At 33.7% G+C, this 13,348-nt stretch carries 13 protein-coding genes; 4 read left to right on the top strand and 9 right to left on the bottom strand.

Annotated elements, in window-relative coordinates; translation table 11 throughout:
* Nucleotides 1-4: 4 nt before the first annotated feature.
* Nucleotides 5-1,036 (bottom strand): threonine aldolase family protein, encoded by a 1,032-nt coding sequence (locus ACZZZA_RS13680; RefSeq protein WP_463432629.1) that lies wholly within the window; start codon nt 1,034-1,036, stop codon nt 5-7.
* Between the two features lie 85 nt (nt 1,037-1,121).
* On the opposite strand from ACZZZA_RS13680, the gene ACZZZA_RS13685 reads away from it, so the two are divergent.
* Entirely contained in the window at nt 1,122-1,781 is a 660-nt protein-coding gene (locus ACZZZA_RS13685) for a metal-dependent transcriptional regulator (protein WP_463432632.1), read from the top strand.
* 58 nt (nt 1,782-1,839) lie between these two features.
* On the opposite strand, the gene ACZZZA_RS13690 is transcribed toward ACZZZA_RS13685, so the two are convergent.
* From ACZZZA_RS13690 to ACZZZA_RS13705, 4 genes are all read right to left on the bottom strand, one after another.
* A complete protein-coding gene (locus ACZZZA_RS13690) occupies nt 1,840-2,985 on the bottom strand; it encodes a hypothetical protein (protein WP_463432634.1) in 1,146 nt (381 codons plus the stop codon).
* A gap of 25 nt (nt 2,986-3,010) precedes the next feature.
* On the bottom strand, nt 3,011-3,910 hold the full coding sequence (locus ACZZZA_RS13695; RefSeq protein ID WP_463432636.1) for a TssN family type VI secretion system protein: 900 nt from the start codon (nt 3,908-3,910) through the stop codon (nt 3,011-3,013).
* 53 nt (nt 3,911-3,963) lie between these two features.
* Nucleotides 3,964-4,332, bottom strand: coding sequence for a type VI secretion system baseplate subunit TssG (locus tag ACZZZA_RS13700; RefSeq protein ID WP_463432638.1), 369 nt, complete (start codon nt 4,330-4,332; stop codon nt 3,964-3,966).
* Nucleotides 4,333-4,559: 227 nt separating this feature from the next.
* Complete coding sequence (locus tag ACZZZA_RS13705; protein WP_463432640.1) at nt 4,560-4,907, bottom strand: hypothetical protein; 348 nt, start codon at nt 4,905-4,907, stop codon at nt 4,560-4,562.
* Between the two features lie 264 nt (nt 4,908-5,171).
* Here ACZZZA_RS13705 and ACZZZA_RS13710 point away from each other — a divergent pair, with 264 nt between their 5' ends.
* From ACZZZA_RS13710 to ACZZZA_RS13720, 3 genes are all read left to right on the top strand, one after another.
* Nucleotides 5,172-5,963: a S1/P1 nuclease gene (locus tag ACZZZA_RS13710; RefSeq protein WP_463432642.1), complete on the top strand. Its 792-nt coding sequence runs from the start codon at nt 5,172-5,174 to the stop codon at nt 5,961-5,963.
* 334 nt (nt 5,964-6,297) lie between these two features.
* Nucleotides 6,298-7,164, top strand: coding sequence for a sigma-70 family RNA polymerase sigma factor (locus ACZZZA_RS13715; RefSeq protein ID WP_034757900.1), 867 nt, complete (start codon nt 6,298-6,300; stop codon nt 7,162-7,164).
* A 65-nt stretch (nt 7,165-7,229) separates the two neighbouring features.
* On the top strand, nt 7,230-7,862 hold the full coding sequence (locus tag ACZZZA_RS13720; RefSeq protein ID WP_463432652.1) for a hypothetical protein: 633 nt from the start codon (nt 7,230-7,232) through the stop codon (nt 7,860-7,862).
* Between the two features lie 109 nt (nt 7,863-7,971).
* On the opposite strand, the gene ACZZZA_RS13725 is transcribed toward ACZZZA_RS13720, so the two are convergent.
* The 4 genes from ACZZZA_RS13725 to kdsA form a co-directional block, all read right to left on the bottom strand.
* Nucleotides 7,972-9,489 carry a SulP family inorganic anion transporter gene (locus ACZZZA_RS13725; protein WP_463432654.1) on the bottom strand — a complete coding sequence of 506 codons (1,518 nt, stop codon included), beginning with the start codon at nt 9,487-9,489 and terminating at the stop codon, nt 7,972-7,974.
* Between the two features lie 303 nt (nt 9,490-9,792).
* On the bottom strand, nt 9,793-10,266 hold the full coding sequence (locus tag ACZZZA_RS13730; protein ID WP_463432656.1) for a DUF3347 domain-containing protein: 474 nt from the start codon (nt 10,264-10,266) through the stop codon (nt 9,793-9,795).
* A gap of 23 nt (nt 10,267-10,289) precedes the next feature.
* The gene (locus tag ACZZZA_RS13735) at nt 10,290-12,494 is read right to left on the bottom strand and encodes a TonB-dependent receptor plug domain-containing protein (protein WP_463432657.1); all 2,205 of its coding nucleotides are present in this window, start codon (nt 12,492-12,494) and stop codon (nt 10,290-10,292) included.
* A 42-nt stretch (nt 12,495-12,536) separates the two neighbouring features.
* Nucleotides 12,537-13,346, bottom strand: coding sequence for a 3-deoxy-8-phosphooctulonate synthase (gene kdsA / locus ACZZZA_RS13740; protein WP_463432658.1), 810 nt, complete (start codon nt 13,344-13,346; stop codon nt 12,537-12,539).
* Between the last annotated feature and the right edge of the window lie 2 nt (nt 13,347-13,348).

Below are 13,348 nucleotides of genomic sequence, written 5' to 3' on the forward strand. Positions count from 1 at the left end.
TTATTTATAAATGTTTATTAATAATTTTTATAAAATCATCTACAGCTTCGTCACTGGTATTCCAGGATGTGATTAATCTGATTGCCGAATAATTTTCATTAACATTTTTCCAGATATAAAACTCAAATTTTTCAGATAGAAGTTCAATCAACTTATGGTTTAGAATTGGGAAAATCTGATTGGTAAATGTTTGGGATAGAAATTCTATACCTTTATCTGACAAAGCTTTTTTAATTTTCATTGCCTGTTGATTTGCATGATTGGCCAAATTAAAATACAGATCGTTTTGCATCAACTCCATAAATTGAATTCCTAACAGTCGTCCTTTTGCCAGCAACGCACCTTTTTGCTTAATATTAAATGCAAAATCTTCCTGTAAAATTCGGTTATTAATGACAATCGCCTCTCCTATCAATGCACCGTTTTTTGTTCCTCCAAGATAAAAAACATCGGTAAGTTTTCCTAAATCATTAAAGTATAAATCATTAACCTCAGATGTCAAAGCATGTCCCAATCTTGCGCCATCCATAAAAAGATACAGATTATTTTTTTTGCAGAATTGAGAAAGTTCTTCAATTTCTCCTTTAGAATAAATGGTTCCAAGCTCTGTAGAATTTGAGATATAAACCAATTTCGGCATCACCTGGTGAGGAATATTTCTGTGATTGTCTAGAACAGGCTGAATATCTGATGGTTTTAATTTTCCGTCTTGCGTTTCAACATTTAAAATTTTATGTCCGGTTGCTTCAATAGCTCCTGTTTCATTATTTAGAATATGACCTGTAGATGCAGAAACTACACACTGATAAGGTTTTAAAATTGAAGAAATTACAATAAGATTTGCCTGTGTTCCTCCAGAAACAAAATAAACCACAGCATCAGGATTTTCTAATTTTTTTCTGATTAAATCTTTAGCCTTTAAAGAATATTCATCTTCTCCGTAACCGGCTTGCTGATCAAGATTATAGCGCATCAGAGATTCCAGAATTTTAGGATGGCAACCTTCAGAATAATCGTTTTTAAATGAAAATTTCATTCTGTAAAATTAAAAAAACTTAAAATAACAAGACTCAACTTTACATAATATTTTGTTAGATTTGTCATGAAAATCATCTAACATTTTGAAAACGACATTAACAGAAGAAAATTATCTGAAAGCATTATTTCATTTAGTTGACGATGAAGGCAAAGTAACCATCAATGAATTAAGCAAATTTCTGAATGTAAAAATGCCGAGTGTGAACAACATGATGAAAAAATTTTCAGAGAAAAACTGGGTTGTATACGAAAGCTATAAACCGTTGAAAGTTACTGAGAAAGGCAGAAGAGAAGCCGCTTTGGTTGTAAGAAAACACAGGCTGACCGAAATGTTTCTGGTTAAGAAAATGAATTTTGGCTGGGAAAATGTACACGAAATTGCAGAGCAGCTGGAACACGTGCATTCAAAAATATTTTTCGATAAAATGGACGAAATTCTGGATCATCCGAAATTTGATCCTCATGGGGAACCTATTCCCGATAAAGACGGAAATATTATTTCTCAGGATCTGCAGAAACTGAGCGACTGCAAAGTTGGAGAAAATGTAGTTTTTGCTTCTGTAACATTATCTGACGATGCTTTTCTAAACTATTTGACAGAAAGAAAACTTCTTCTGAACACAAAAATTAAAATCATCAAAATTGAAGATTTTGACAGATCTGTGACGATTGAGGTTGATGGGAAACGTGAAGTGCTCAGCAGAAAAGCTACCGATAAAATTCTAGTAAAAAAACAAGCTTAATACAACAAAAAATCCCGAAAACATTGAGTTTTCGGGATTTTTTATTTAGTTATTATCATTAATCTAAAACGCTCCAGCCTCTTTTCGGATTGGTATTGGAAGAAACTTCCTGCTCGTTGACGATGATATTTTCTTTTCGCTGACCGATATAATCCAGTTCGCTCAATTTAGAGAAAATAATTTCCAGACTTTTCAGCATCTGCTGAATATTAAGAAGCGGTTCGCCACAATTGTGATGATCGTAATTGATTTCTGCTACAGTAGATAACTGGTTGAGTAATGTATGAGGTGCAATTTCGCTCCATTCTAAGCTGTAATTCAACATTTCCTCCAGTTCTGCAGGTACAAGAACTTGTGTTGCGTTGTACATTCTTAAAGCCAGTTTCGCAAAAGATTCAATCAGAAAAACAGGCGGTTGATAAGGAATAACATTTCTGAACTGGAAATACATATCACCAAAAGTATTCACCAAAACCGTACACAGTGATTTGACGTTCAATGCCAACGCAGTATTCTGATTTTTATGAGAAGCTTTCTGAATAATTTTAAAAGCATACTGTTGAAGATTTCCAATTGATTTTGCATATCCGTTGTAATAATCTATCAAAGACGGATGACTTTGTACAGAGGTACATGGAGGAATAAAATGGGTGTTAACCTGAGTAATATTTCCTTTAAAATCAACTTTTCCTACCACCAGATAATTTCCACCGGAATAATTGCTGTTCAGTGAAGAGACAGGTAACAATTCGATATGATAATTGGCGTGGGCGTTCGGATGTCTTGGCGGAATTTCTTCCGGGTCAATATCCCCGAAAGGTACTTTGTCAAAAGGATTTACCGAAATCAAAATATAATATTCACCGTCTATGTTATCTTCCTCAAGGTTCATAGATTTGGCAAGAGATTTCACACTCACTCTCCTGTCTCTCAACTCAATTCTGTATCCGGCAAGAGTAACGGCACTGCAATGTTTGATAACCAGCTGTACATCGTTGGTTGCTGTATTATGAACATCAAAAACCGTTTTATCCGTAAATTCGTTCGGAATAGGCAGTAAACCGTAATTATATGATGTAATGGCCAAAGAATTGGCATCTCTGATGGTGTCTATTAAAAAATTATCCTGATCGTTAAGGTGTCTCTGAGAAACTTTCATCCCATCAACCCAGTTGATTGCAAAATGTTTGATTGGCTGTATCATAGTAATACTTTTTTAAAATTTGGTGTTATGATGATCTTCTTCCTTCTTCTTCATGCTGAATCACCCTTTTACAGATGACCACTTCGTTTTCTGAAATACTGTTGGTGCTAATATCCTGATCGAAATCAATATATTTTCTGAAGCTGAAAAAAGATTTCTTTGTATAAAATATCCAGTAATAAGATTCTCTTTCTGCATTCGATAAATGAATGACAGACTTTGGATTTTTATGGTTATAATCGTCTACCACGCGGAAAAACCAGTCACCGAAAGTAACTCCTGTCGGCAGAGTTTTAGCTTTAATTCTGAATCGGTTAGCATCTTCAAGATTTTTGCTCAGTTCAACATTTAAAACCATTAATCGGTCAAAATCAGCGCCTTCAAAATCAGGCGGCTTCTGATCCGGAGAATATCTCCATGTTTTGTAAATATCAACAGGAATACTGATAAACTGAATATAACAGTAGTGAAATACCATGGGAACAAAAAAGGTTAAAGCACTTGTAGCGGACATCACAGGATAACCCTGCCCTTTGCTGATCCAATCAAAAATCAAAACAAATAAATAGGATCCTAAAAGAACACAAGTGATTGAAAGAATAGATTCAAACAAAACACTCAAACCAAATGATTGAATATGTTTTCTGAAAAAACGATGCATCAGATTGACATGAATAATACCAAAACCTAAATAAACAGCCTGAGAAATCAAATACCAGTACGGATTAAAAAGATTTCCCGAAAAACCGAAAAATCCGGGAATTGCAAGACATAAGCTGCACAGCAATATATAAATGATGATTACTCTAATCTTAATTGCCGGCTGATTTCTTCTGAGAGCACCTAAAATACCCATCATAATCACTGCCAGCAATGGCACTAAAATATATCTTAAAAATACACCTTTTACTGATGAAAATTCCATTGAGTTCTATTAATATTGATTGTGATTGATGACTGTAAATATAATAAAATATTTTACAGAAAAGTTGAGAAACCAAGCCTGTTAGAATTTCTTTCGTCATCTTCAAGCATAAATGAGTATTCTTTCTTTTCGGTTACAAAATTTTCTTCAATATCTGCATTCACCGGCAGGCAATAATCATACAAAGCCTGAAGCACTTTTCTGAAAGGACTACCGGGAATATATTTTTTCATTTCGTCATAAGGAATGGGACCAATATTGACCACCCAATTTCTTTCGCCATCCATGTGCTTTCCGCTTGGAATATAGGTAACTCCCAATCTTGAATTCCCCAATAAAATAGAATCATCCTCCTCTTCTATTCTGTCTATGATATTTGGCGTAAAGGTGATTTCTACCGGAACCTTTAAAAATGAGGTCATACAACGTTCAAACCATTTTTTGTCTCCCTTTATCTGATGAAAAAATGGTAAAATATGAATGAAAATATATGCATTTTTTTTATCGAGCATCTTCACAACTGGGCCAAAGCTCTGAGAAAACTTTCAGGAGAGAATCTGTTTCGCTTGCCAGATCAAAATCAAATTCTTTCAGCAAAGCACCAATTTCTGTAAAGAAAATCTCAAGCTCAAAAGGTCTGAAAAATTTTCTAGCATCTTTCTTCTACCCTTTTTTGCTTTCTGATTTCATTAACTACACTTTCAACATTTTTTCTTGAAGCATTGAGTGAAGGAGGATGAAAAATTCCTTCAGGTAAATAGTCGTAAATCCCTTCCCTGTAAGTCTTTATGCTGAGAACTTCTTCGTCAAAACCAAGATACTGACTGGAAATACTTTTAATATCTTTCAGATAAGCACGGTCGTTGATGCCGATTCGGTCGATAAAAATATTGCTTACTGCTCTATGGTATTTCAGAAGATTCACTGCAACAGCTTCAGCTTTAAAATCGGTCTGAAGCTTATTATAATGCATATCTACAATGCTATTGTCGTACATATTCGTTTTCTGTGATGTGGTGATTAGTATAAAACAATAAATCTCTTAAAACTTGAAAAATAATTTTTTCTCAAATATTAAAATTTTATTAGTCCAATTTAGTAATAAAATTAAGATTTTATCGGTAAAAATTAAAATTTTTTTAATTTAAAATTGAAGATTAAATTTATTTAACAAACCGTGCATTTTATAATAAAAGATCCTGATTTTAATCAGATTTTGAAAAGTCTACTTATCTTTGCGCATCTAAAATTATTCATAAAAATGAAAAGTATTTATTCTAAAATGCTGCTATTATTAACGGTTGCAAGTTCTGTATACTCGTATGCATGGGGATTAACAGGTCACCGGGTAATTGCAGAAATTGCAGAAAACCATTTATCTGGTAAAGCAAAAAGAGAAATAAGAAAAATGATGGGTCAGGAGCGTCTTGCCTATTGGGCTAACTGGCCGGATTTTATTAAATCAGATACCACAGGAGTCTGGAAACAGACATCATCTTGGCATTATGTAAACATTGATCCGCAGACAGATTTAAAGGCATTTGAGCAAAATTTGAAAGCGCAGTCGGGAGCAAGTCTTTACAGCCAGATAAAAACATTATCTGCACAGATAAAAGACGAAAAAACTTCTGAAAAAGACAGAAAAATAGCTTTAATTTTTCTTATTCATATGATGGGAGATCTTTCTCAGCCTATGCACACCGGAAGATCTGAAGATCTAGGAGGAAACAAAATAAACGTTACGTATTTTGGAGAGAAAACAAATCTACACTCAGTCTGGGACGGAAAACTGGTTGATTCTCAAAAATACAGCTACACAGAGTATGCTAAACTTTTAGATATTAAAACGAAAGATGAAGTAAGTAAAATTCAATCAGGAACATTAGAAAACTGGTTATTTGATTCTCATCAGATTGCCAATAAAATTTATGCGCAGACACCAGACGGATCGAAACTGGGTTACGATTATCAGTATAAGTTCAACGATACGATGGAAAGACAACTTCTTTATGGAGGTTTGAGACTGGCAAAAATGCTGAATGACCTTTTTTAAAAGTCAATTTTTAATTCTAAATAGATAAAGTGAAACTTCGGTTTCACTTTTTTCATGCCTTTCTTTTGGAGTTTTTTCGCAGCAAAGTGGAGAAAAATGTATTGAGAGCCCATGAATTTCACACAGGCTTTAAATCACAAAATTCTCAGTATAAGTTTTTGTAAACTTTACCCAAACTGATGAGCGCTGTATTATCTGATAAAAATAAGAGCGATAATTTACAACTAAAAATCCGATCTGGTTTTAACGCAATAAAAAATATTTAAAACGAGTGTAACCTTTTTATAGTTTCAAACGTATAATATATAGTAACTCTATTTCTGAGATAAAATAAATGAGACAATTAAAAATAACCAAGCAGGTAACCAACAGGGAAACTGCTTCACTAGACAAGTATTTGCAGGAAATTGGTAAAGTAGAATTGATTACCGCAGACGAAGAGGTAGATTTGGCACAAAAAATCCGCGCCGGCGATAGAGTCGCATTGGAAAAATTGATCAAGGCCAACCTTCGTTTCGTAGTTTCAGTTTCTAAACAATACCAAAACCAAGGTCTTTCTCTTCCCGATTTGATCAACGAAGGGAATTTAGGATTGATGAAGGCTGCAAAAAGATATGATGAAACAAGAGGTTTTAAATTTATCTCTTACGCCGTATGGTGGATTCGTCAGTCGATTTTACAGGCTTTGGCTGAACAGTCGAGAATTGTAAGATTACCTTTGAACAAAATTGGTTCTATCAACAAAATCAATAAAGCATACGCTCACCTTGAGCAGGAAAACGAAAGACCACCTTCTCCGGAAGAATTGGCTGAAGTTCTTGACATGAGTGAAGAAGACATCAAAGAATCAATGAAGAACTCCGGAAGACACCTGTCGATGGATGCACCGTTGGTAGAAGGTGAAGATTCTAACTTGTATGACGTATTGCGTTCAGGTGAGTCTCCAAGTCCTGATAAAGACTTGATGCTTGAATCTCTTCAGATCGAAATTGAAAGAGCATTGAACACGTTGACACCGAGAGAGGCAGATTTGGTAAGATTATATTTCGGACTGAACGGTAAACATCCAATGACGTTGGAAGAAATCGGTGAAACTTTTGACCTTACGAGAGAAAGAGTTCGTCAGATTAAAGAAAAAGCGATCAAAAGACTAAAACACAATACCAGAAGTAAGATTTTGAAGTCTTATTTAGGTAAATAATTTTAGTTTAAATAATTATTATGCGGAGTTTGATTTTTCAGGCTCTGCTTTTTTATATTTGTATTATGGAAGAAAATAAATTTTATGAAATTATAAATAGTGATTCATTCACTTCAGTTTCAGATATAGCAGAAATATCATTAGATAGTTTTACAAATAATGATATTATAAAAGATATTCCTGTAGTTGGAACAATTTTAAGAGTACTCAATATTGGGAATACTATAAATGATAGAATTTTTACTGAAAAATTAATTCATTTTTTAAAAGAATTAGATGATTTAGACCAAGAATTTATTCTTAAAGAAATTAGATATATTGATGATTCTGGAGAATATAATCATAAAGTAGGTGAAAAAATATTAGAAATAATAAATAGAATTGATTCAGATGGAAAACCTAAAATCATAGGGCAATTATTTAGAAATTTTATTGCTAAAAAAATAAATTATTCAATGTTTTTAAAGTTGTGTCATATTGTGGAAAAAGTGTTCTATTATGATTTAATGTTGTTGAAAAATTGTATAAATGGTAAATTTTATATTCCGTTAGAGGAAGAATTATATAATTTAGGATTGCTCCAAGAGAAAGGAGTTGGTTTATTTAATCCGACAGACGAAGAAAAATTTGAATATAAGAAAATAACATATTTAATATCAAGTAGAGGAAAAATATTGTTAGAAAATGGGCTAATGTAAAATGATCACAATCTCATAATAAAAAACATAATTATGGACTTACGCATAAATAATCTAATTTATATTATCAGAAATCTTTTAGAGTAAATCAGAATAATTGAGAGATTACTTATTCCGGCAAAACTTTGTAGGTTGGATCTTCGTGAATATTCACTTCTATAAATCCACTTGCATTTTGCAGTAATATAATACAGTCTGCACTTAGATGTCTTAAAACGACCATTTTATTGTTACTTTCATATTTCTCAATGACTTTTTTCAAAGCTTCGATAGCAGACATATCTACAATTCTGGATTCTTTAAAATCAATAATAATTTTTTCCGGATCATTGATACTGTCAAATTTCTCAGTAAACACAGCTGTACTTCCGAAGAATAGCGGTCCGTAAATTTCGTAAATTTTATGACCATCAACGTCAATAGATTTTCTCGCTCTAATTCTTTTGGCACTATCCCAGGCAAAAACCAGAGCTGAAATAATGACTCCAATCAAAACTGCCAAAGCTAAGTTATGAAGTAAAACAGTAATCACAGCGACCGTTATTCCTACAAAAATATCAGACTTTGGCATTTTTGTAATAATCCTGAATGATGCCCATTGAAATGTTCCGATTGCCACCATCATCATAACGCCGACAAGTGCCGCCATGGGAATCTGCTCAATCACAGAACCTCCTACCAAAATGATGATAAGTATCGTGGATGCTCCCACAATTGCAGAAATTTTGGTTCTGGCTCCGGCATCAATATTGACTAAAGTCTGTGCTACCATTGCGCAGCCACCCATTCCACCAAAAAATCCGTTGGTAATATTAGCAACTCCCTGTGCCACAGCTTCTTTATTTGATTTTCCTTTCGTATTGGTAATTTCATCAACCATATTTAAAGTTAAAAGAGATTCTATCAAACCTACACCCGCCATAATTGCAGCATAAGGAAAAATAATTTGTAAGGTTTCTATCGAAAAAGGAATATTAGGAATATGGAATTTAGGTAAAGATCCGCTTACGGAAGCAATATCAATCACTTTTTTAGTCTCAATATTTAAAAAGTAAACCAAGGCAAACACAACAATGATCGCAACCAAAGAAGCGGGTACAGCCTTTGTGATTTTTGGAAATAAAACTACAATACCAATCGTTAAACCCGTCAAACCAAGCATTGTGTAAAGTGAAACGCCTTGCATTAAGGAAATTACTCCATTTTCTACTACTTCAAACTGGGCAACCTGCGCCATAAAAATAATAACTGCAAGACCATTTAGAAAACCGTACATTACAGGCTGAGGAATTAATCTAACGAATTTTCCTAGTTTTAATACACCAACCAGAATTTGAATCATTCCTGCCAAAACTACTGCAGCAAACAGATATTCTACACCATGAGTGGCTGCTAATGCAATCAAAACGACCACAGTTGCACCTGCTCCACCTGAAACCATTCCGGGACGGCCTCCTAAAAAAGCTGTTACAATTCCCATTAAAAAAGCTGCGTAAAGCCCTGTTAATGGTGGCAAACCTGCCAATATTGCAAAGGATAATGACTCAGGAATCATAGTCATTGCAACGGTGAGTCCTGCTAATATTTCATTTTTGAAGTTTATATTTTTTAATGATTGAAAACTCATTGTCATGTTTTCCATAAAGTAAAAGATATATAATATTCCACACTAAAGTGTTGTGAACAGATGATTAAAAGTTTTTTTAAAAGAAGATTATCCAAAAAAATGGATATGGGGAAATTATTAAACTAAAATCAAGGTGGTGTAATGTGCGATGCAGGATTAGATTTTTTCATAAGAATTAACAAAGGTATAAAAATTCTTATCAACCTTTAATTTTATATATCTCGCAGTAAATTTACGCTCATCTGAAACCAAAAAAAAAGAAACCCAATGAGTTTCTTTTCTAATGTATTTATCTTGATAAAATTATTTAATTTCAGACTTCACAGAACCGCAATCAAGCATCGATTTTCCGTAATAAGGATTGACAATCTGTTTTTCATTGCTTAGCCAACTACCTTTTGCCATCGGACAATACTGAACAAAAATGGTTTTGTCAGACAATTTATTTTCTTTTGCCAAAGCAATCATTACATCAGATAGATTATAAAATGATTTTCGTTGGGCATCAATACTTTTTGCCTGTGCGATTATTTTTGCATTTGATTGTAATACAATCAAATTCTTTTCTGCAATCATTTTTGAATTTACAGTTTTCGATGTTTTCAAAAATTCTCCAGCTGCAATGGATGTTTTTTTGATATCATCAGAAGCCAGGGCAGATTTTACTGAAATATAATTTTGGTATAGTTTTGTCAGTTGCGGACTTGATTTTGTTTGTGCATTTGCTGAAACAAAAGATACTAATGTCAACAGAAATACGATGATATGTTTTTTCATTATTTTTAATTCTAAATTTATTCTTATTTAATTTTGAATTCAAGCTTCACATTAAAGAATCTACCCGTTAAACGTACAGGAACAGGATACATCACACTGCTATTGGCATCTGTAATCCACTGATTGGCAACCGTATTATTGATATTAAAGGCATTGAAAACCTGAACTCCCAAGATAAGTTCTTCAAAATTACCCCAGAATCCGTATGTTTTTTTATTGTCTTTTCTGTCGATGAAAACTTTAGACAAACCAATATCTACTCTTTTGTATGAAGGTAAGGTTTTTTGATATTGATAAGGATCTGTAAAAACAGGCGCTCCGTTTGGTAATCCCATTGCATATGTCAATGTTAAATTCACACGCATGGATGGAAATTTAGGCATATAATCCTGATAAAACATGGCAAATCTGAATCTCTGATCGGTAGGTCTTGGAATATCTCCTCTCCCATCGATATTCTCATAAATTCTGGCATAACTTGCAGACAACCAAGAATCTACCCCAGGAACAAATTCACCAAACAATCTCGTATCAATTCCATACGCATATCCTGTAGCATTATTTTTTCCCGAATAGCGGATTCTCACATTATCCATGTAATAAGGAATGAGGTTATCCATTTTTTTGTAATATGCTTCTGTAGTCAATTTAAACGGACGATTATCGAATTCAAATTCAAAATCATTCGCAACAATTGCCTGAATTGAGCGCTGAGATTTTATATTAGAGTTAAAATTTCCATTTAAATCTTTAATTTCTTTGTAAAAAGGAGCCTGATAATAAATTCCCCCGGAAATTCTGAATAACATATCGGTATCCCAGTCGGGTTTTATCGCAAACTGAGCTCTTGGTGAGAATATAGTTTCATCATTAAAACTCCAGTGTGCAACTCTTGCTCCGGCATTAACAAACACTTTGCTTGCTCCCCAATAAAATTTCTGAGAATATTGTGCGTATGCAGATAATCTGGTTGGTTCTATCTGATTATTGCCCTGGATGCTGTAAAATAAATCTAATTCTGAAGCATCTGGAAATCTTGGGTCATCAATCGGCCTTGGAATGCTGTATCCTGAAGAATCTACTAATTTATACTCATTAGTAAGGTCGCTCAGGTTTTCTTTTTCAAATTTAAAACCCACTTCAATATCTGTATTCACATTTGGTGAAAAACGGGTTCTGAACTGCGTTCCGTAGGTTCTTACAAAAAGATCATTTCGTGCATGCTCAATCTGTCCTCCAATATCGTAAGAAGTAATCGGATTTCCGGTAATCGGATCAAAAGTTTGCAGAATATAACTTGATGCTATCGTGTAATACTCTCTTTCTCTATTCTGATAGGCAAAACTGTCTAAGGTAAATCTCCACTTATCAGATGGTTTGTAGTTCATAGAGAACGTTCCCATCATGTTTTTATACTGATCGTTTTCTTTACCATTATAAAAAACTGAAAGATTAATAGGTCTCTGCAAAGATCCAAAGTCTACACTTCGCTCTTTAGGAACCATATCGTAATCATTCTTTGAATAATATCCGATAAACGACATCGTAAATTTATCACTCACATGATAATTCAGATACGTCTGAAAGTCATAATAAGTCGGGTTAAAATCGGTATCTTCATTTAACGTATTCAATACGAGATTTGTATTTCTATATCTTCCGGAAAATAAAGCTGTCAGTTTTTGATTTTTTGAAGCTAAACCTGTGGTTAATCTCCCTCCGATTAAACTTGCCTCACCAGAAAGTTCAAATTTCTCAGGCTCACGGTAATAAATATTCAATGCTGAAGACATTTTATCACCATATCTCGGTTCAAAACCTCCGGCAGAAAAATTGACCGTAGAAACCATATCGGGATTAATGATACTTAAACCTTCCTGTTGAGAATTCCTAATCAAAAACGGTCTGTAAATCTCAATATCATTAATGTAAATAAGATTTTCATCATAGTTTCCACCACGTACCATATACTGCGAAGACAGCTCTGTATTTGAGTTTACAGAGGGAAGAGTTTTAATAATTCCTTCGATACCTCCGGAAATGCTTGCCACATTCTGAGCATCTTTTGCAGATATTTTTACAGTGGTAAGGTCATTCGTACTTCCCACTACCTTTTTCTGGAAAACGACTTCCTCAATATCTGTTGTTCTCGTTGTATCTCGCTTCTTGTTTTGAGAGAATACTAACATGGGAACCATGAGGCTCAGTGGTAAAACTATTTTTTTCAAAAGAAATTATTTAGAATTCTAAAATTAAGTATTTTTTAACAACTACAAAATGGATTCTCTCACTCTTGTTAATTTTTGTAACAAATCTTCCAATAAATCCAGTCGAAGCATGTTGGCACCATCAGATAAAGCAGTTTCCGGTGTAGGATGAGTTTCGATGAAGATTCCGTCTGCACCTACCGCAATTCCTGCTTTGGCAACGGTTTCTATTAAATCTGGTCTTCCTCCGGTAACACCTGAACTCTGATTCGGCTGTTGAAGAGAATGCGTCACATCTAAAATAACGGGAGCATATTCTCTCATCGTAGGAATTCCTCTGTAGTCAACGATCAGATCTGTATATCCGAAAGAATTTCCTCTTTCAATGATAGCAACTTTTTGATTGTCTGAATCTGTAACTTTCTGAACAGCAAATTTCATCGATTCCGGTGAAAGAAACTGTCCTTTTTTTAATGAAACACATTTTCCTGTTTTTGCTGCTGCAATCAATAAATCTGTCTGACGAACCAAAAATGCAGGAATCTGTAAAACATCCACGTACTGAGCCGCCAAAGCTGCATGGTCATTTTCGTGAATATCCGTCGTAGTTGGAATATTAAAGTTTTCGCCAACTTTTTTAAGAATTTCCAAAGATTTTTCTTCACCAATTGTTGTAAAAGAATCTACTCTGCTTCTGTTGGCTTTTTTAAAACTTCCTTTAAAAATATATGGAATATTATATTTATTGGTCAGTTCAATTACTTTTTCAGCAATTCTCAAAGCCATATCTTCACCTTCGATGATGCATGAACCTGCAATTAAAAAAAAGTTTTTTGAATCTTTGTGTTGTATGTTATCTAAGTACTGAATCATTT

Source organism: Chryseobacterium sp. AC405b, assembly GCF_979258685.1.

Excerpts from the sequence above, each read along its gene's own strand:
- ACZZZA_RS13680 (WP_463432629.1), bottom strand. The coding sequence starts at position 1,036 with ATGAAATTTTCATTTAAAAACGATTATTCTGAAGGTTGCCATCCTAAA.
- ACZZZA_RS13690 (WP_463432634.1), bottom strand. The coding sequence starts at position 2,985 with ATGATACAGCCAATCAAACATTTTGCAATCAACTGGGTTGATGGGATG.
- ACZZZA_RS13695 (WP_463432636.1), bottom strand. The coding sequence starts at position 3,910 with ATGGAATTTTCATCAGTAAAAGGTGTATTTTTAAGATATATTTTAGTG.
- ACZZZA_RS13700 (WP_463432638.1), bottom strand. The coding sequence starts at position 4,332 with ATGACCTCATTTTTAAAGGTTCCGGTAGAAATCACCTTTACGCCAAAT.
- ACZZZA_RS13705 (WP_463432640.1), bottom strand. The coding sequence starts at position 4,907 with ATGTACGACAATAGCATTGTAGATATGCATTATAATAAGCTTCAGACC.
- ACZZZA_RS13710 (WP_463432642.1), top strand. The coding sequence starts at position 5,172 with ATGAAAAGTATTTATTCTAAAATGCTGCTATTATTAACGGTTGCAAGT.
- ACZZZA_RS13715 (WP_034757900.1), top strand. The coding sequence starts at position 6,298 with ATGAGACAATTAAAAATAACCAAGCAGGTAACCAACAGGGAAACTGCT.
- ACZZZA_RS13720 (WP_463432652.1), top strand. The coding sequence starts at position 7,230 with ATGGAAGAAAATAAATTTTATGAAATTATAAATAGTGATTCATTCACT.
- ACZZZA_RS13725 (WP_463432654.1), bottom strand. The coding sequence starts at position 9,489 with ATGAGTTTTCAATCATTAAAAAATATAAACTTCAAAAATGAAATATTA.
- ACZZZA_RS13730 (WP_463432656.1), bottom strand. The coding sequence starts at position 10,266 with ATGAAAAAACATATCATCGTATTTCTGTTGACATTAGTATCTTTTGTT.
- kdsA (WP_463432658.1), bottom strand. The coding sequence starts at position 13,346 with ATGATTCAGTACTTAGATAACATACAACACAAAGATTCAAAAAACTTT.